Genomic DNA, 18,484 nt, shown 5'->3' with positions numbered 1-18,484 from the left:
AGGAGTAACAGGTGTTCAAGACAAAATCCGTTGATATGATTTGGCTGATCCTGATGGGTTTGACCCTGCTCAGCGCAGCCATTGCCGAATCGCCCGATCAGGGTTTGATCATGATCCTGGTGATCACCCTAACCGTTGCCTACAAGGGCCGTATGATCGTCGATCACTTCATGGAGCTCAAAGACGCCAACCGGCTGCTGCGCAACAGCATGCGTATCTATTTCTACGTCATCCCCGCCATGATCGTGCTTGTCTATCTCTTTCCGGATCTCATTGCTCGGCTTACTATGTTGCAATAGAGGGTTTTTTGTGAAGAAAGGCCGCAAATTGACGCGAATCACCGCTAATGTACGCAAAAGGACATTAGATTACTCAATAAAAAACGAAATCGAGACTGACGAATTTGTGATTAGGTTATGCTTCATTCCTTGCAAACAACACCACATCTTCGTGCGAGAAAACCATAGTCCAGCGGCCGCTTTTTGGAAATATATACCAATCCCCTGAATCAGGTGCAGTATCCGGGAATGTTTCGTCAGTACAATCCCATATCTCTGAAACTGATTCATTGAATAAGTAATAATCTTCTCTATCTTGCGCATGATAATACTCGTAGGCCTTATTTCCGATCACGGCTGTTTGTAAACCGGTCAAAAAGTTTTCCCACTTGAAGTGGCCAACGGTATACTTTCCCGTGCTTTTCTTAACTGTCGACGCGAACAATTCGAGCCACTTCATCTCGATTTGGTAAGCTTGTTTCCTTTTTACAATCGCCTTTTTCATTATTAAACACTGCTAGTATGATTTCAGGGTACCCGATTATTGTTTTATTGTCCTTAAAAATGGTTATGAACCTTTGGCTGTTATGTCCAACTATGTTCGTGAACCCGTTTTTTATATTGCCATAAATAAGATAAGGAACATGAGTAACACAATCGCAGCCAAAAGCATTTTTGTACCAAGACGACTGTTAGCTATTTGCTCTAATATAAAACGCTGTTTCAGATTTTTAACTTCACCATCCGATAAGCCACTGCAGTGTGGACACTCTTCATTGTCTATGGTGTATCGCAATCCACATCGGTTACATTTTTTTGTGGGTTTCTGCCGGCGCCTAAACGCACCGAATGCACCCATTCCAATCCCTTTCATTTCTCCTTTTGACTCCTTTTGCCATCTAGTGATCTATCAGCGGTAAACAGCACGCATAGTCGACAGCTGGTGCAGGTTGGTTTTCGGCTTGATTTTATTATAGGAACTTCCTGATGTGCACTCATATATGGGGAGTTCTCCAGGAAGCCACCAGTTCTTATCTTTCAATTTTACTTCTTCTTGTTTTGTTGGCTTAGTTTGACTACCTTTTGTTTCAATATAACGTGAAACATATTCTTCTGAATAGCATAGTGCGTCTTTAATTCTATCTTGACTCAATTTAGCAATGGTTTTATCCAGGTTGCCACCATTGCGAATTTGCGTACTCTGATTGCCCAGACCTTTCATATGAATAATAACAAATATGTCGTATGCAATCTCCAGATTTTCTTTTACACCTTTACCGTCACGATAGAGAACTCCAATATTTGATAACGCATCAACATTGCCGGCTTGATATGCTTTAAACCACCATTCGTAAGCTTCTTTGTATTTTACTCTTCCAGTCTTGCCTTCATAGTACAAATTGCCTATCGTTACCATTGCGACATCATCTCCACCCGAGGCGAGTGATTCTAACTCTATGACTGCTTCTTTGTATTTGCCTGCATTCATAAGAGCAATAGCTTGGTCTTTCCCTGCATTTACCTGATAAGAAATAAACAATAAAAACGTAAATAAAATCCTCATATTTTAGTCACTCCTATTGACTGAATTTTTCTTCCATTGAAATCCTGCAATCTTCATTATTGCTTCTAACAGTTTTATAACGAGACCCCCACGTCTCCTTATAAACTTTTAACAGAAATACTCACTGGAGCTGAATATCTTCTGGCGGATATAGATTAAAAGGGCCATACCAAATACCACCATTCTCCTGAAGGTGAATTAGATCTGCATTTCCAGGATATCCTTCTTCATCTGTATCATAATCTCTTTCTTCTAGATCCAGCTGATATGCTTCGTAAGTAAGTACAGGCATATAACAATCATTGAGCAGTTCTATCTCGACTCGTTCGATCGCTTCCCTTATTTCATCCGCACCCAAATAAACATTCACATAGGCACCAGCACAGTCTTCCGGCAACTGGGTTCCCTCCATTGGCTCGACTTGAACACCTACTCTAAAAACGTACTTCTTCATTTTTTACAGTTAATAGCTAAGTAGACAGACACTTTGTTAATGAAGATAGGAAGAGTCTGTCCTATCTCGGTGGATATTTATAATGTTATGGGTACGGATGTTCGTAGCATTGAGATAGCCCACAGAGGACTGACCATGACTGGAAATAGTGCTGATGGATATCAGCGAGAGGTTGAGCGGTTTTAGCGTAACCATTTGTCTATCCTTGAGAAAACTCCGTCCCTGTCAATGCAAGGCGATAGAATCGTAAACACGTCAAAGAATACATCAGCGCTTATTCAGGGGTCAAACTTCGGTAGCTGCCACGACCCCATTTAGATGTCTAACTGGAAAAAGCAGACTTCCCTGTCTTTATGAGGAGATCATATGTATCACGATTCGGCTGCAGAAGACCTTGTCAATCACGTAGTGGAATTCAATGTGCAATATCAAGAGGCCTTTCTGTATCGATATAGACGATGACGGTGACAGGCCCGATCAGGATTGCTTCAAGATTCATCACCTGCAGAAACAGTTAATATCTCTGATTCCAGTGACCCGATGCCATCCCTGGCAGCACGTGTGCCGTGACCTATTCCATCATGTCGTTGATGACGTTCTTGAACCAGCTGTGAGCGTACTTGACCTCTCGTTTTCGTTGCTCGGTCGATGCATCCATGGGTGAAAGACCGCCCGAGCCTTTGATAGGCAGAATGGTGTTGGATGCTTCGTCGAGGGTGTAGACCGCGGCCACCGATATTCCGTGCTCCTCACCCAGAATGCTGTAGCAGGTGTTGACGAAGGTCGGATCGCCGGGATCCGCGCCATTGAACTTGGTGACGATGGCGGCGGCGGCGACTTTGGCCTGGGAGTTGGCGGCATAGGCCGATTTCGGCATCTTGGCGGCACTCGACGCGTCGCCCAGCACATAGACATCGGGGTGACGCTTCGATTCGAAGGTCCGCTTGTTGACCGGGCACCAGTCACCTTCCACCAGGTCTGAGGCGTAGGCCACCTTACCTGCCTTCTGGGGTGGAATGATGTTGATCACGTCGGCGGTGAACTCCTCGACCTCAGCCTGCAGGGTGCGGGTTGAAGGATCGAGCTCCTCCACTGTGCCGCCGCCCGCTGCGCCGACCCATTCGATCATGGCGTTATCGGTACCGAAGCCATAGAGCTTCGACCAGCCCTGCCTGAACAGCCCCTGCTTGGAGAAGGCGTCTTTGGGATCGAGGATGAGAATCTTCGCCCTCGGTTTATGGTGCTTGCAGTACATGGCTATCTGCGCGGCCCGCTCATAGGGCCCGGGCGGGCACTTGTAGGGATTCGGCGGCGCAACGATGATCACCCTGCCCCCTTCCGGCATAGACTCGATCTGCCGCCTCAGGGTGAGTGTCTGAGGACCGGCATACCAGGCGTGGGGAATGGTCTCGGAGACCGCTGCATCGTAGCCCTCGATGGCGTCCCACTTGAAATCCACGCCGGGGGAGACCACGCATGCATCATATTCGAATGTACCGCTGTCGACGGTGGCGACCTGCTTATTTGCCGGTTCGATGGCCGTGACCCTGTCGATGACGATCTCCACACCATGCCGTTTGAGTCCTTCGTAGTCGAAGGTGATGGAATCCAGGGTGCGGTCGCCGCTCAATACCTCGTTGCTCATGAAACAGGATGTGTACTGCTTTTTGGCTTCGATCAGGGTGACCTTCAGGTTTGGATTCAGCTTGCGCAGGTACTTGGCGGCAGTGCAGCCCCCTACGCCACCACCCACTACCACCACCCTGGGAGCGGCTCCCAGGGCAAGGGTTGGAAGCATAAGCGAGGTACCCGCCAGGGTCAGGCCTCCACCCAAGCGGATGAAATCTCTGCGATTGATTTTATTCATGGTTATTGTTCCTTCTCCGCGATCAGTGCTGACTGCCGTAGTAGTGGATCAGTGCGGGCATGGCCTGTTCGCCCTGCTCCTCAATAGCGGCATCCACCTTTCGTTTCATCTTTCTCGGGTAGGGGCGCCTGCCGTCGATGAAATCCTGCATGCTGTAGTCGAGATAGGGCATCCACTGACCGGCAAGGGTACCGGAGTCGCCCGGACGACCACCCTCTTCATGGCACTTCTCGCAATGGCTGGTGTGCAGCTTTTCACCGAGACTTACCAGTTGCTGATCTGTCTTCTGGGTGTAAAGACGCAGTTCCTGCTTGGCGAAGAACCAGGCCATGGCCTTGATCTGCTCGTCGCTGTAGCCCTTGGCAATCCGGTTCATGATGGTGGAATTGCGCTGGTCACGCTTGTAGGCCTGCATGGCATCGATGAAAACATCCGGATCCATCGCTGCGATGGAGGGACTGGAGGGGCCGACGCTGGATCCATCGGTACCATGGCAGCCGGCGCAGGTGAAGGCCAGCGCCTGGCCCGATGGCCCCGACAGGGCAACCGTCGGAAGCAACACCAGTAAAACCAGGAGTAGATTGCGAACTTTCTTGCTCATCGTATCGTTTCTCAACATGTTATCCGCCCCCATCAGCTTGGTTTGGTCATCAGGCCGATCAGCACCAGGGTCAGCAGGGCCAGACCGGTCATGATCAGCACAGTGGTGATGAAGGAGGCCGCCAGATCTGAACGGCGCGAGGGACGTCTGACCAGATGCCTGTCCAGTTCCCCGCTCTCAAGCAACCGCTCGTATTCGAGACGGTGATCGTGCTTGAACTCCTCGATGGGGATCTTACCGGTGAAGATGGTCGTGCTCATCGGGAAACGCTCAGGCCTGAAGTGCACGTTGAAGAAGTGCACGGAGTTGAGGAAGATGGCCGCCAGCAGCGCTTCCTCGGCATGTACCAGGGTGGCGATATTGAACATCCAGCCCGGCAGGATGATGGCGGTCGTCTCCGGCGCGAACAGCATGATACCGGATGAACCGATTATCGCCGCACCCCAGAAAGGTGCCCAGTAGTCGAACTTCTGCCAATAGGTCCAGTGAGTGAACTCGGGACGCGGACCCTGGCCGATGAACCACTTGAACATGCCTTTCAGGTCATCCCAATCCTTCCAGTTGGGCAGCATAGAGGTGCTGCCGAACCACTTGAAGCTATCGCGCTTGCTCCAGATGTTGCTGACGGCTATGGTCAGGTGGGCCAGGAAAATACCCAGCCAGATTACGGCCGCGGTACGATGGATAATGCCCTCCATCTCCGTTCCGCCGAGGAAAACCACCACCGCCTTGGCCCAACCGGTATGTGAAAACAGCAGGGTGGTTCCGGTCAGAATCAGGGTCATGGTGGAGATGGCGAACAGCGCGTGGATCCAGAGCCAAACGGTCGGGAAACGGCGGAAATAGATCACATCGGGATTATCCAGATCCTCGTTGAAACCCTTACCCTGGATACGGTCCATCACCTCGCGGTAGAGCCACAGCACCACATGGACCCAGAAAAAGGCCATGACCGAGAAGATCAGCGTCTGCATGAAGATCTTGAAGAACCACAGACCCGGATATCTCTCTCTGTCGTCCGCATCACCGTGCGGCCAGAAGGTCAGGAAGTTTTCATTGGCATCTTCGTGGCAGACCCTGCAGTTTTCCAGACGATTGTTGGCGTGGATCTCCGATGTCGGATCATTTTCGCCCTTGATCTTGTGGCTGCCGTGACAGTCGTGACACTTGGCGGTATTGGTATAACCAAGTCGATGCACCTGGCCGTGATAAGAGTCGAAGTAGGTACGCTGCGCCTCCTTGTGGCAGTCTCCGCAATTCTTGGTGATCGCCAGCTTGGCCTGATCGGTGTCGGGTGAGCTGATGGTATGGGTAGTGTGGCAGTCTGAGCAGACGGCGGATTCGCTGTCGCCCTCTTCCAGCACCGCCTTGCCGTGGTCGGACTCCCGGTAGTCGTTGAGTTCCTTTTTGTGACACTCACCACACACCTCCGGGTTCTTCAGGCGGTGCTCGGCGCGCTGGTGGCTGCCCAGGGTTCCGATGTTATGGGCATCGTGGCAGTCGTAGCAGGTGGCGTTGGTCTCCGACTGGTCGTGCTTGTTGGGCAGGGCATGTACCGAGTCGTAGAAGGCATCGATGGTTTCTACCACTACGCCGAGGCGCTCGTACTTCTCGTCGGGATCGTTCCTATGCTTGTTCCAGGTCTCCCGGTGGCACTCCACACAGCCGACGACCACCTCCGGTGACTCGCGATGCGGTACTCGCTCGATGGTGGCGTGACAGTTGGTACAGGACTGTTCACCGTGCACGCTATTCTCGATCTTTTGCGGGTCCGCGTAGATATCGACGATGGTGCCGTCTTCCCGGATATCGGTCTTCTCATGCGCGTCGCCATGACACTTCAGGCAGCGTTCGTTGGGGATGATGCGCTTCCCCGAGACTGGGTCGAAACCCGGTGGTGGCGTTTCACCCAAGATGGTCAGATTACCCTCGGCACTCTGAACGGGAGTGAAGAAACAGAGGGTTAAAAGAAAAACGAAAATCCAGACTGGCGATCGGAATGCCATGTTCAACATTATTATTTCCTCGTGCGTCAAGAGCACAACCGCTAGAACGAGGCTTATAGGTTGAAAAGATCAAACGGAGCCAAAAAGCGGGACTACAGTGCCAAACGGACCTACTATCCGAGCACCTTGGAGTATCTCGTCCAGTATTCATACAGGTCAACATCGATTCTGCGACATTCACCAAGTCAAGAGAATTAAGGCAGGCTTGTGTTGATCTTGATCAATTAACAATTAATTACTAATACGGTTTTCAATTATTCCATAAGATGCTAATATTCACCTTGAGATTGTAGATGTTTTCAATTTCAGATTGCTAGTTGGAGATCATCATGAATGTAGCACCCATCTTGATCATGGCATCAGCGGTATTTATTTTTGCTGTCACGGCTTTGAGCATCGCCACCATCCTCGGTGTGGCCATAGGTCAGGCACGACTTTTCTTTCAAAAGAAAACCCAAGCCTGAAACCCGCAAATTTTCCCATCCGGGAAATAAAGAGGGACAAACCACGGTTGTCTTGCATAAACTCTGGTCTGCCCTCAGTCTGGTTCCTTCTCGCGCCACGATCTCGGATCGTGGGATGATTAGCTGTTCCTATTGCCGCTAGAAGATAGGGCCGCCAATGGAATCGAATCACCGCTAATAAACGCAAACATTATTTCCATGAGCAAGTGATCGCAATGAAACTATTTGCGTGCATTCGCGGTGACTGGCGTCCATTAGCGGCCTTTCCTTTTCTTCTCTTTTCTTCAAAGCCTGCCCATAAAAAAAGCCGAACGGGTTGATGCCATCTCACCGTCCGGCCAGGGGGTTGCTATCGGTTAGTCGTGTTTATCTAGCCGGCCGCAGCCTCCGCGGCGCCGCGCGCCTCACCCTGGGGCTCCATCGCCGGCATCTCCGCCGCCGTCTTCTCACCTGGAATGAAGAAGCTCCAGATGTAGACCACCAGACCGCCCAGGAACACCACACCGGCAAAGAAACGCAGCCAGTAGAACAGCGCGATCTTGTCCTGCACCACCAGGAACGACAGCGGCGTGTCGCTGAAACGCTGCAGATAGACCTGCAGGATCCCCGCACCGGTCAGAAACAGCGTGATGAAGACGATCGACACCGTCATCAGCCAGAACGCCCACATCTCCACCACCTGCGCCTGCTCGCTGTTGGCCTCGCGGCCCCGCAGAATCGGCACCGCGTAGCTGATGATCGCCAGGTTGATCATCACATACGCCCCGTAGAACGCCATGTGACCGTGCGCCGCCGTGATCTGGGTGCCGTGGGTGTAGTAGTTCACCGGCGCCAGGGTGTGCAGAAAGCCCCACACGCCCGCGCCCAGAAACGCCATCACCGCCGTGCCCAGCGCCCACAGGGTCGCCGCCTTGTTGGGATGGTTGCGCCGCCGCCGGTTCACCATGTTGAAGGCAAACACCGTCATCATGAAGAACGGGATCGGCTCCAGCGCGGAAAAGACCGAGCCCCACCACTGCCAGTACTCCGGCGTGCCGATCCAGTAGTAGTGATGCCCCGTCCCCACAATACCGGTGATCAGGGTCATCGCAATGATGATGTAGAGCCACTTCTCGATGATCTCACGGTCCACACCGGTCACCTTGATCAGCACAAAGGCCAGAATCGCACCGAGAATCAGCTCCCACACGCCTTCCACCCACAGGTGTACCGTCCACCACCACCAGAACTTGTCATGCACCAGGTTGACCGGGTTGAAAAACGAGAACAGAAAGAATACCGCCAGACCCACCAGGCCCATCAGCAGCACCAGACTCACCACCGTCTTGCGGCCCTTCAGAACCGTCATGCCGATGTTGAACAGAAACGCCAGCGCCACCACCACGATCCCCAGCTTGGTGATCGTCGGCTGCTCCAGAAACTCACGCCCCATGGTCGGCAACAGATCGTTACCGGTGATCTCCGCCAGCGTCGCATAGGGCACCAGCAGATAACCCGCCACCGTCAGCGCCGCCGCCACCAGAAACACCCAGAAGGTCAGCGTCGCCAACCACGGCATGTGCAGCTCCGTCTCCGACTCCTCCGGAATCAGATAATAGGCCGCCCCCATGAAGCCCATCAGCAACCACACGATCAAGGCATTGGTGTGCACCATCCGCGCCACGTTGAACGGAATCTCCGGAAACAGAAAATCACCCCATACATACTGCAGCCCGATAATCAGACCAAACAGGATCTGCGCCACAAACAGGCCAATGGCCGCGATAAAATATGGCATCGCCACCGCCTGGGATTGATATTTGAACGTCATCGTCTTCTCCTCAGCTTGTCTCTACTCTGTCAGCACCACTAACCCTGAATGTTCGGCGGCCAGTCCGCCGTGTCGATCTCAGAGCTGTACTGCAGAAACTCCGCCACCGCCTTCAGTTCCTCATCGCTCAGGTTGAACTGCGGCATGCTGCGACGACCCGGTATCCCCTCCACCGGACGTCCCTTGATGAACGCCATGATCGCCTCCTTGCTGTTACCGTAACGCTGGTAAACATTGCCCAGCTCCGGCGCAAAATAGGCCCCCTCGCCCAGCAGCGTGTGACAGCCGATGCAGTCGTTCTCCTCCCATACCTTCTTCCCCAGGGCAATCATCTGCCCCCGCTCCGTGGTCGGGTCCAATGCCTCGCGATTGTCCCGGTCCGGCAGCGCCAGATGGGTGTCAAAGGTCAACGCCAAAAACAACAGAAAGAAAAACGCCGTACCCCCGTAAAAGATGTTCCGTGACATCTCCTTCGTGAACGCTTGTGCCATCACTCTCCTCCCAGGCCTGTCTTGATTGAGTCCCCGCTATTAGAAAACAGACACCCTTCCCTACCTTGACATGTGTCAAATGGGGCGCCTGAACAAAGCCGCATGCAGTAAATAATGGGTTGATCGTTAACTCAACTTGTTTGAGGAAAAACAAGACGATAGAGGGCGAAGCTGGCGTACGCCATAACCGGCAGAACCAACAGCAACAAGGGCAGCAGCATGATGGCAATCAGGATCGAGAGACTGAGTAATACCGCCCACAGCATAGTGGTGACGAAGTTTCTGAAGACGGCGCGCACACTGGCGTGAACCGCCTGCACCAACCCCACCCTGCCTTCGAAAAGCAAGGGAACGGAGAATGCAGAGATACAGAAGATGATGAATGCGAGTACAGACCCCATCAATGCACCCCAGAACCAGAAACTGGTGATTGATTCATCCACTTGCAGAAACCATGGCAGTTGATAGGGGAGATCGGTACCGCCGATGATAAAGCTGTAGAGTACGCCCGCATCAGTTATCCAGATCAAAAAGATGAAGGCGCAGAAAAGTGCAACCATCCAGGTTTGCAAGGGTGTATGCAGAAATGCTGAAAAAGGCGTGGCTAGCGACACTTCCTGATGTGCCTGTATCCTCGAGGCCAGTTGAAAAAAACCACCCAGCATCGCCGGCGCTATCAACATGAAACCACCGGCAAACGGCAGCGACATGGGGGAGATACCGAGTTCACCGACAGCATAGAGAAGTAATAGACCTATCAGCGCCGCGACCGACGCATAGGCCGCGCTTGGCAATGGCGCAGCGCGAAATATGCCCCAACCTGACTTAATGGCTGCGGTGAGATCGGAGGGTGTGACTTTAGCGGGATCTAATCCTGTTTTGTTCAACCGGGCCTCCACCCTATCTTTTTGGTTGGCTTGATGTCTCCGCTACCTCGGCAACAACAAGGCAATAATCAAGGTCGCAGCGGACAGCACCACAAAGAATATAAGAAACTTCTCCCTGCCACCGATGCGAAAACCTCTTTTTTGATAGTGCGAGGGAGCACCGCAGTGTGGACAATGATCGATGTCATCTGCGATTGACTCGCCGCAATAGAGGCAATTGACCCGCATAGATTAAAAACCGGCCGTATATGTATTGAGTATACCGGGCACAAGTTCAACCTGATTATCGAATACCCTTCTCTCTAAGAAACTCACTGTATTTCTGGTCGGTTCCTGCAATATGGTCGATCAACCAGCTCTTGAGGAAGCTGTTCAGTTCATCGATAGTGGATTCGCGGTCCTTTTCATAGGAGTCCAAAAAGCGGGACACCTTGGCAATCATCTCTTCATGCTGCTTCTTGTGGTCCTCGTATTCCGGATATCCGTTTTCACTCATCAGTTTCTCTTCACGCGCAAAGTGGTATTTAGTGTAGTCGACCAGGTCACTCAACGCCTGGCGTTCAAAGGACTCACCAGTGGGATAGAGCACCGCCGTCTGCAGATTGTTGATGAGTGTCAAGAGCTTTTGATGATCGTCATCTATCGCCTGAATCCCTACGCTCAAGTTGTCGTCCCAGGAGACGAAATCGCGGGATGTCATTTTTTTGTGGATAACCGGTAAAGCCAAGAGTACGGCGATCATGATCCAGGGGACCGGATTGTCGATACCGAACAGAAAGCCGATACCGATAACCAGAAAGGCCAGCACAATGAAGAGGGAGAGGCCAAAGGTCTTTAAGCTCTTACGCATAATGGATATCCCCAAAGGATTGTCTAACGGAAAAGCGGTGTTCTTGAGCAGGCACACCCCGCCTGTCGGGATCATCTCACTCAGGTTCCTTTTAGCCTTGATCCGTATCAATTCGAGTTCACACTTCCAGAACCGTGAATCAGACTATCGGAGAAATGGACATTTTTTGATTTGACATTTGTCAAGGTGAGTACGCCCGACCGGGCGCTTAATCTGTCTTGCGTAATCGACAAGAAGGGAGGATTTCTCCAATGATCAAAAGTTCCCGGCCAGGCGCACACTCTATTTTAAACGCAAGTGCACTATCAATGGCAATCGGCATATCCATCAGTGGCTTAGGGTTATCCGCCCAAGCAGCCACGCCAACTCTCAGCGAAGCAGACTTCGAAGCATCCAAGACTACCTACTTCCAGCGTTGCGCAGGTTGCCATGGCACCCTGCGTAAAGGCGCGACCGGTAAGAATCTGGAGCCGAAGGAGACCCAGAAGCTGGGACAAGAGCGTCTCGAAAAAATCATCAGTTTCGGTACTGAAGGCGGCATGAACAACTTCGACGATATCATGACAAAAGATGAGATCAAGAAGATGGCCACCTACATTCAGATGGAAGCACCCATTCCACCTGAGATGTCCCTGGCATTGATGAAAGAGCGTCACAAGGTTTTTGTTGAACCCAAGGATTATCCCACCAAGCCTATGCATGGACGTAACTGGGAAAACTTCTTCCTCGTCATCGAACGCGATGTGGGTAAGGTAGCGGTTATCGACGGTGACAAAAAAGAGGTGGTCGCTCACGTACCCACCGGCTATGCGGTACATGTACTGAAAGCCGCCGAGCATCACAACACCCTGCATGCCAAAAATCCCGGCCGCTTCTGGTACACCCAGGGCCGTGACGGCAAGCTGACCAAGATCGATCTGTGGCAGACACCTGACAAGATGAAGGTTGCCGAAGTTCAGATCGCTTATGACGCTCGTGACGTGGCGGTATCCGGCGATGGCAAGTATGTGGTTGGCGGGGGCTACTGGCCACCCCACTTCGTCATTGCTGACGCCATGACCATGGAACCATTGAAAGTGGTCTCCGCCCGCGGTGTGAATGTGGACGGCGAGTATGTCAACGAGTCCCGTGTGGCGGCTATCTACGATACGCCCAACCACCCCAGCTGGCTGGTCTCCATGAAGGAGCTGGGTCAGATGTGGCAGGTCGACTACAGCGACATCGACAACCTGAAGATCACCAAGATGGATACCGCCAAGTTCCTGCATGACGGTTTCTACGATCCAACAGGCCGTTACTTCCAGATCGCGGCAAACGCTTCCAACAAGATGGTTGTTGTAGACACCGAAACCCAGAAGCTCACCAAGCTGATTGACGTTGACAAGCTGCCGCATCCCGGTCCGGGCGCCAACTGGGTCGATCCGAAGTGTGGTCCTGTCGGTGGCACCGTGCATCTTGGTGTCGGCAAGGTCACTGCCTGGGGTAACGATCCGAAAGGTCATGCCGATCAGGCATGGAAGGTCTGCTATGAGACTGAAACCGACGGTCCAGGCGTCTTTATCCGCACCCATCCGAAGAGTGACTATGTCTGGGCGGATCAGACCAAGCATCCCGAGCCCGAAGTCCAGCAGTCCATACAGGTCATCTCCAAGGAGACCCGCGAGATCGTCAAAACTATCCGCCTGACCGAAAAGGCCGGCTATGCCGCTGTCCATATCGAGTTCAACAACGATGGTTCTGAGGTCTGGACCTCTGTCTGGAATCGTAAGGACAGCAAGGAACCGAATGGTGAGATCATCATCTTCGATGCCAAGACACTCGAAGAGAAGGCCCGTGTTAAAGGTCTGTTCGCACCGACCGGTAAGTTCAACGTGCACAACCGGGTCAATCACGTCACTTGATGACCGCAAGGTTACACGCACGTAACTGAAGACTGGGTGGACACGAGGCTTAGCCTCGTGTCCGCCTGGCATACACCAACACCTGCACCACACAATCTCCAATAGTGGTGTGTCACCTGACCATTGTGACCTGAACGGGGAAAGCGATGCATCAGCACTCTTTATTCAAAAGCCTGCTTTCACGTAAAGTCGCCTTTGGCGCGACCCTGGGTGGTGCTGTCCTGTTCATGATCATCGGTGTGGTGCTCTGGGGCGGTTTCAATACCGTGATGGAAGCCACCAATACCATGGAATTTTGTATCTCCTGCCATGAGATGGAGGAGAATGTCTATGCCGAGTTCAAGGGAACGGCACACGACGGTAACCGCAGTGGCGTGGGCGCGAGCTGTCCGGATTGCCATGTCCCCCGTCCCTGGGTGCACAAAATCGTTAGAAAGATAAAGGCCAGTAATGAAATCTGGCACAAAATCATGGGGACTGTGGATACCCCTGAAAAGTTTGAAGCTCATCGGCTGACCATGGCACGGCGGGTCTGGCAGGCGATGAAGGAGACGGATTCGAGAGAGTGCCGCAACTGCCACGATTGGGACACGATGAATCCCGAAAAGCAGAAACCGCGTGCCCGCAACCAACACGTCTTCGCCATGGAGAAAGGCAACACCTGTATCGATTGCCATAAAGGTATCGCCCACAAGCCAGTCCATAAAGAGATCAGCGAAGAGGAGTTGGAGGAGTGGGCAAAACCTGTCGAAGCCTATAAATTCGAGATACCGGAATCGTTCAAAGCAGGTCTCGCAAGTGCCGAAGCGGCTGAGGCCGAGGCGGAAAAAGCCCGCCAGGAGGAGGCCCAGAAAGAGCGTGAACGCCGTAAGGCGCAGGCATTGGCTGCACAGAAAAAGATCGATGCCGCTGTTGCCCGGGCAATTGCCGCGGTCAAATCGAATCAGACAGATGACACTACAGTACCTGCCGTTGCCACTCGCGGTTTCGGTGTCGATTGGAGCGGTTCTCCGGAACGTCTGATCACCCTCTTCTATCCCGGTCAGACCTCCATGGAGTGGACCCTGGTGGGTAAGTATCACGGTGGCGCCAGACCTTTCCGCGCCGGTGATCGCTGCACAGTCTGTCACGATAAAGAGGCTGCCGACATGGGCGAGAAGATGGTTACCGGGCAGAAAGCGGAACCCACACCACCCGTTGGCAAGCGAGGGTCGATCCCCGTAACCGTCCAGGCCGCCCATGATGATGAGAATCTCTATTTGCGTTTCCAGTGGGAAGACACGGAACATGTCCCGGTCCCCTTCGTGGACGGTGGCAAGATGGATCCGGACAACCAGGTCAAACTGGCCCTGATGCTGGCGACCGATGAGGTGGAATACGCCTCCCAGGCCGGTTGCTGGGGTACCTGCCACGAAGACCTGAGAACCATGCCCGGACACCCCGAAGATGCCGCTGCCGCCGGTCTCAACCTGGATCTCTCCAACGGTGTGACGAAATATATCAAGGAGTCACGCACCAAGGTCGAGGAAAAAGGGCGCCGGGGTAAGAAACTCGGCGGTTGGGATAAGCTGAAGGACGATGCCGCCATCCAGGCGGAGCGGGATGCGCACAAGTACATGGACCTGGTGCGCTGGAACAGCAACGGTAAAACAGAAAACGGCTACGTGCTTGAGCAACGCATCATGGACGACGGCAGCAAAATCGATGCCCAAGGCTGGCTGGAAGCGGGTCTCTGGACCGTTGAAGTCAAACGCCCCCTTAAATCCACGGGTACGGGCAATATCTCCCTTGAGCCCGGTACTGTTTACAACTTTGGCTTCGCCATCCATGACGACTATACCGACGCACGTTTTCACCACGTTTCACTCGGTTACAAGCTGGCGCTGGACAACGACCAGGCCGAACTCAATGCGGTAAAAGCCAAGGTCACCGCAGCTGTCGCCGCAGCGACACCGCAAAAGGCAACGGCTTCCGCCGGGGATGAAGTGGACAGCGGTGTGGACTGGTCAAAAACGGGAGAGCGCCAGATTACCCTCTTCTATCCCGGTCAGACCTCGATGGAGTGGACCCTGGTAGGTAAGTACCACGGTGGCGCCAGACCTTTCCGCGCCGGTGATCGCTGCACAGTCTGTCACGACAAAGAGACTGCCGATATGGGCGAGAAGATGGTTACCGGTCAGAAGGCCGAACCGACACCGCCAGAAGGCAAGCGCGCGGCAATCCCGGTGACGGTCCAGGCCACCCACGACGGTGAGAATCTCTATCTGCGTTTCCAGTGGGAAGGCACCGAGCATGTTCCCGTCCCTTTCGTGGATGGCGGCAAGATGGACCCCGACAATCAGGTGAAACTGGCGTTCATGCTGGCAACCGATGAGGTGGAATACGCCTCCCAGGCCGGTTGTTGGGGCACCTGCCACGAAGACCTGCGCACCATGCCGGGACATCCAGAGGATCCGGCAGCCTCAGGTCTGTCACTCGACTTCAGCCAGGGGGTGACCAAATACATCAAGGAGTCGCGCACCAAGGTCGAGGAGAAAGGCCGGCGCGGTAAGAAACTGGGCGGCTGGGACAAGTTGAAAGACAATGCCGCCCTTCAGGCGGAACTCGATGCCCATAAAACCATGGATCTGATACGGATAAGCAGCGGCAACGGCAGTGTGGAGAACGGCTATGTCCTGGAACAGCGCATCATGACGGGAGGTCAAGCGTTACAGGGGAGTATCACGGAGGAGGCGGGATATTGGACCGCCACTTTCAAGCGCAAGCTGAAATCTGAACTATCCGACGATGTTAACATCGAAAAGGGGACAGTCTACAATTTCGGATTTGCGATCCACGATGACTATACCGACAGCCGCTTCCATCATGTCTCACTCGGCTATAAACTGGGGCTGGATAACCCGGATGCGGAGATCAACGCCGTGGCGCAGTAACCGCAGAGTTCTCCGCACCAAAGGAACGGGAACGGCAGATGACGAACAGAGGTAACCATTATGTTTCGAGCTAACATAATCCTGTTGCTGTTGGGGCTGTTTGTTGCGCCATACACCTTGGCCGGAGAGACGGTCACGGTCATTGCGAAAGACTATAAATTCCAGCCGGAGGAGATCACCGTCAAGGTCGGTACCACCGTGCGCTGGGAAAACCACGAGAAACGCCAGTATCACAGTGCCTGGTTTGAGGTGCTTGGTGAGGAGCCCGGCGATTACTTCTTCCCCGGCGATATCAGGGAACGCACTTTCGATAAACCGGGTAGCTACCACTATATCTGTGAACCTCACCATGAAAGTCACCAGATGAAGGGTGTCGTACACGTTGTAGAATAGTCAGATATCCGTGTTTGTCTGCCAGAGAGCACCATTTCACGCCAGCCCCAAATACTTTACACGATCAACCGCTTCGTCCAGTTGGAAAACCAAAGATAAAATGAGATATCGAGATCAGTTCTGGCTCGTCGGCATTTTCACCCTCCTGCTGACGAGTCAGAACAGTCCATCCGTCGCGCAAGAGGAACGCAACGTCACACTGCTGCCCGACTCCCTATCACAGTGGTACAAACCTGAAAACAAGCGACAGGTCTGGCTTCATACCATGTTCGCCCTGAGACGTGAATTGCAGGCTATAGACGAGTATGCCGCCGAGCAGGATCTGATGCTGACCAAGAAGTGGAGCGGCAAGTTCGTCGAGCATTTTCGCAAGCTGCCCGATATGGTGCCGGAGTGGCGGGATGAGGTGGAACTCGACGAGGCTACACGGTTGGAAACGGCTGCCCGGTTGGGAGATTTCAAAACCGTCACCAGTGCTGTTTCACGGCTTCAGCGCAACTGCCGAAACTGTCACCGGGAGTATCGTGCCCTTGCCGCGCTGCGATACCGCTCGCCGGATTTCAGCCACATCCAGATTGCTGACGAACAGGGCATCTTGAAGGACTACGGCACTCACATGGATGCCTTGTCCCGGACGGTCAACCGCATCAAGATCGCCAGTGAAGACAAACAATGGGCGCGTGCGGCGAAGGCCTCCCAACAGCTCAGGGGGCAACTGTATCGATTGGGTGAGAGCTGCGGGTCCTGTCACAAAGATGAACTACCCCGCCTGCGGATACTTGGCGACGCCAGCTCCCGTACGCTCGATGAACTGGATGAGGCGCTGACCCGGCAACAGCCGAAATCGACAGGTAAAAAGCTGGGCGAGGCTGCCGTGATCATCTGCGCAAGATGCCATGGGGTACACCGTACATTAGGCGATACCCGATCCTTTCTATTTGATTGATGGGAATCGAAATGAATCAAAAGGTCAGTCTAATTGTTGTATCGTTTCTGTTCCTGTTCGGCACCGGCGTGCAGGCGGATAAAACCGATCGCCTCATCAGGAAGGCCAACCGCTACTTCGAAGCATTGCCCCAGACCATGCCCGGTAGCGAAAACGACACGCCGGCACGCATCGAACTGGGAAAGCAGCTCTATTTCGACACCCGCCTCTCCATCAATGACACCCAGTCCTGTGCGAGCTGTCATCCGCTTGGGGACGGCAGGGGCGGCATGGACAACCTCCCCACTTCGCCGGGAGCCCGCGGGGAACTCGGAAACCGCAACACCCCCACCGTATTGAACGCCGGGTGGCAAAGTTCACAGTTCTGGGATGGCCGCGCGGCGGACCTGGCCGATCAGGCACGCCAGCCGATACTGAATCCGATCGAGATGGGCATGCCCGATGAAGAGAGCGTGGTGAAGAAACTCGGCGCGATACCAGAGTATGTCGAAGCCTTCGCCAAGGCATATCCGGACGACACCCCTCCCCTCTCCTATGCCAATCTGGCAGAGGCCATCGCCGCTTTCGAACGCACCCTGCGCAGTGAATCCCGCTTCGACGATTTCATGCGCGGAGATAAATCGGCACTGACGACGCAGGAACAGTCGGGGCTTACCAGATTCATCCGACATAACTGCATTCGATGCCACGATGGTCCCATGCTGGGTGGCACACTGATCGAGAAACTGGGTGTCTACAAAGACTTCCACAATACAGAGGATAAGGGACGGCACCGTGTGACCGGAGACGAAGCGGATGAGATGATGTTCAAGGTTGCATCACTGCGCAATGTGGCGATCACCGGTCCCTGGTTTCATGACGGTTCCGGTAAAATCCTGGAGGATGTCATCCGTACCATGGGAAGCATCCAGTTGGATATCGAGCTCAAAGAGGATGAGATTGCCGATATCGCAGCCTTTCTTGCCACCCTGACAGGAAAGGAATTCAAAAACGGGCAGTCTGAGAACTAGACCGAAGCGATCGGGCACAAGCTCATCGG

17 protein-coding genes are annotated in these 18,484 nt (G+C 53.4%); 7 read left to right on the top strand and 10 right to left on the bottom strand.

Annotated elements, in window-relative coordinates; translation table 11 throughout:
- The first annotated feature begins 11 nt into the window (after positions 1-11).
- Positions 12-299 carry a cytochrome C oxidase subunit IV family protein gene (locus AB8516_RS03025; protein ID WP_369157944.1) on the top strand — a complete coding sequence of 96 codons (288 nt, stop codon included), beginning with the start codon at positions 12-14 and terminating at the stop codon, positions 297-299.
- Positions 300-414: 115 nt separating this feature from the next.
- Here AB8516_RS03025 and AB8516_RS03020 read toward each other — a convergent pair whose 3' ends face one another.
- The 6 genes from AB8516_RS03020 to AB8516_RS02995 form a co-directional block, all read right to left on the bottom strand.
- Positions 415-783, bottom strand: coding sequence for a hypothetical protein (locus AB8516_RS03020; RefSeq protein ID WP_369157941.1), 369 nt, complete (start codon positions 781-783; stop codon positions 415-417).
- A 405-nt stretch (positions 784-1,188) separates the two neighbouring features.
- Positions 1,189-1,842: a tetratricopeptide repeat protein gene (locus AB8516_RS03015; protein ID WP_369157939.1), complete on the bottom strand. Its 654-nt coding sequence runs from the start codon at positions 1,840-1,842 to the stop codon at positions 1,189-1,191.
- A 121-nt stretch (positions 1,843-1,963) separates the two neighbouring features.
- On the bottom strand, positions 1,964-2,296 hold the full coding sequence (locus AB8516_RS03010; protein WP_369157937.1) for a hypothetical protein: 333 nt from the start codon (positions 2,294-2,296) through the stop codon (positions 1,964-1,966).
- Between the two features lie 571 nt (positions 2,297-2,867).
- Positions 2,868-4,163, bottom strand: a complete 1,296-nt coding sequence (locus AB8516_RS03005; RefSeq protein ID WP_369157935.1) for an FCSD flavin-binding domain-containing protein — start codon at positions 4,161-4,163, stop codon at positions 2,868-2,870.
- Between the two features lie 22 nt (positions 4,164-4,185).
- On the bottom strand, positions 4,186-4,764 hold the full coding sequence (locus tag AB8516_RS03000; protein WP_369157933.1) for a cytochrome c: 579 nt from the start codon (positions 4,762-4,764) through the stop codon (positions 4,186-4,188).
- Between the two features lie 32 nt (positions 4,765-4,796).
- Positions 4,797-6,779, bottom strand: a complete 1,983-nt coding sequence (locus tag AB8516_RS02995) for a cytochrome C (protein ID WP_369157931.1) — start codon at positions 6,777-6,779, stop codon at positions 4,797-4,799.
- Positions 6,780-7,099: 320 nt separating this feature from the next.
- On the opposite strand from AB8516_RS02995, the gene AB8516_RS02990 reads away from it, so the two are divergent.
- Positions 7,100-7,234, top strand: coding sequence for a hypothetical protein (locus tag AB8516_RS02990; RefSeq protein WP_268805724.1), 135 nt, complete (start codon positions 7,100-7,102; stop codon positions 7,232-7,234).
- A gap of 370 nt (positions 7,235-7,604) precedes the next feature.
- On the opposite strand, the gene AB8516_RS02985 is transcribed toward AB8516_RS02990, so the two are convergent.
- The 4 genes from AB8516_RS02985 to AB8516_RS02970 all read right to left on the bottom strand — a co-directional run bounded on the left by AB8516_RS02985 (position 7,605) and on the right by AB8516_RS02970 (position 11,272).
- The gene (locus AB8516_RS02985; protein WP_069128267.1) at positions 7,605-9,044 is read right to left on the bottom strand and encodes a cbb3-type cytochrome c oxidase subunit I; all 1,440 of its coding nucleotides are present in this window, start codon (positions 9,042-9,044) and stop codon (positions 7,605-7,607) included.
- Positions 9,045-9,082: 38 nt separating this feature from the next.
- A complete protein-coding gene (locus tag AB8516_RS02980; RefSeq protein ID WP_369157874.1) occupies positions 9,083-9,535 on the bottom strand; it encodes a cytochrome c in 453 nt (150 codons plus the stop codon).
- 131 nt (positions 9,536-9,666) lie between these two features.
- Positions 9,667-10,422, bottom strand: a complete 756-nt coding sequence (locus AB8516_RS02975; protein WP_369157928.1) for a DUF2189 domain-containing protein — start codon at positions 10,420-10,422, stop codon at positions 9,667-9,669.
- A gap of 283 nt (positions 10,423-10,705) precedes the next feature.
- Entirely contained in the window at positions 10,706-11,272 is a 567-nt protein-coding gene (locus AB8516_RS02970; protein ID WP_369157926.1) for a bacteriohemerythrin, read from the bottom strand.
- A gap of 308 nt (positions 11,273-11,580) precedes the next feature.
- Between AB8516_RS02970 and AB8516_RS02965 the strand changes: the two genes are divergently transcribed.
- The 5 genes from AB8516_RS02965 (at position 11,581) to AB8516_RS02945 (ending at position 18,455) form a co-directional block, all read left to right on the top strand.
- On the top strand, positions 11,581-13,173 hold the full coding sequence (locus tag AB8516_RS02965) for a nitrite reductase (protein ID WP_108295338.1): 1,593 nt from the start codon (positions 11,581-11,583) through the stop codon (positions 13,171-13,173).
- A 146-nt stretch (positions 13,174-13,319) separates the two neighbouring features.
- A complete protein-coding gene (locus tag AB8516_RS02960) occupies positions 13,320-16,106 on the top strand; it encodes a NapC/NirT family cytochrome c (protein ID WP_369157923.1) in 2,787 nt (928 codons plus the stop codon).
- 60 nt (positions 16,107-16,166) lie between these two features.
- A complete protein-coding gene (locus AB8516_RS02955) occupies positions 16,167-16,499 on the top strand; it encodes a plastocyanin/azurin family copper-binding protein (protein ID WP_108295340.1) in 333 nt (110 codons plus the stop codon).
- 100 nt (positions 16,500-16,599) lie between these two features.
- On the top strand, positions 16,600-17,445 hold the full coding sequence (locus AB8516_RS02950; RefSeq protein WP_369157920.1) for a hypothetical protein: 846 nt from the start codon (positions 16,600-16,602) through the stop codon (positions 17,443-17,445).
- An 11-nt stretch (positions 17,446-17,456) separates the two neighbouring features.
- Positions 17,457-18,455 carry a cytochrome-c peroxidase gene (locus AB8516_RS02945; protein WP_369157917.1) on the top strand — a complete coding sequence of 333 codons (999 nt, stop codon included), beginning with the start codon at positions 17,457-17,459 and terminating at the stop codon, positions 18,453-18,455.
- Positions 18,456-18,484 lie beyond the last annotated feature (29 nt).

This window comes from Candidatus Thiodiazotropha sp. LNASS1 (assembly GCF_964212655.1).
GTDB lineage: Bacteria > Pseudomonadota > Gammaproteobacteria > Chromatiales > Chromatiaceae > Thiodiazotropha.
This window is presented reverse-complemented; position numbering and strand designations above follow the sequence as displayed.

Coding starts and splice junctions, on each gene's coding strand:
- AB8516_RS03020 (WP_369157941.1), bottom strand. CDS start 783: ATGAAAAAGGCGATTGTAAAAAGGAAACAAGCTTACCAAATCGAGATG.
- AB8516_RS03015 (WP_369157939.1), bottom strand. CDS start 1,842: ATGAGGATTTTATTTACGTTTTTATTGTTTATTTCTTATCAGGTAAAT.
- AB8516_RS03010 (WP_369157937.1), bottom strand. CDS start 2,296: ATGAAGAAGTACGTTTTTAGAGTAGGTGTTCAAGTCGAGCCAATGGAG.
- AB8516_RS03005 (WP_369157935.1), bottom strand. CDS start 4,163: ATGAATAAAATCAATCGCAGAGATTTCATCCGCTTGGGTGGAGGCCTG.
- AB8516_RS03000 (WP_369157933.1), bottom strand. CDS start 4,764: ATGAGCAAGAAAGTTCGCAATCTACTCCTGGTTTTACTGGTGTTGCTT.
- AB8516_RS02995 (WP_369157931.1), bottom strand. CDS start 6,779: ATGTTGAACATGGCATTCCGATCGCCAGTCTGGATTTTCGTTTTTCTT.
- AB8516_RS02990 (WP_268805724.1), top strand. CDS start 7,100: ATGAATGTAGCACCCATCTTGATCATGGCATCAGCGGTATTTATTTTT.
- AB8516_RS02985 (WP_069128267.1), bottom strand. CDS start 9,044: ATGACGTTCAAATATCAATCCCAGGCGGTGGCGATGCCATATTTTATC.
- AB8516_RS02980 (WP_369157874.1), bottom strand. CDS start 9,535: ATGGCACAAGCGTTCACGAAGGAGATGTCACGGAACATCTTTTACGGG.
- AB8516_RS02970 (WP_369157926.1), bottom strand. CDS start 11,272: ATGCGTAAGAGCTTAAAGACCTTTGGCCTCTCCCTCTTCATTGTGCTG.
- AB8516_RS02965 (WP_108295338.1), top strand. CDS start 11,581: ATGGCAATCGGCATATCCATCAGTGGCTTAGGGTTATCCGCCCAAGCA.
- AB8516_RS02960 (WP_369157923.1), top strand. CDS start 13,320: ATGCATCAGCACTCTTTATTCAAAAGCCTGCTTTCACGTAAAGTCGCC.
- AB8516_RS02955 (WP_108295340.1), top strand. CDS start 16,167: ATGTTTCGAGCTAACATAATCCTGTTGCTGTTGGGGCTGTTTGTTGCG.
- AB8516_RS02950 (WP_369157920.1), top strand. CDS start 16,600: ATGAGATATCGAGATCAGTTCTGGCTCGTCGGCATTTTCACCCTCCTG.
- AB8516_RS02945 (WP_369157917.1), top strand. CDS start 17,457: ATGAATCAAAAGGTCAGTCTAATTGTTGTATCGTTTCTGTTCCTGTTC.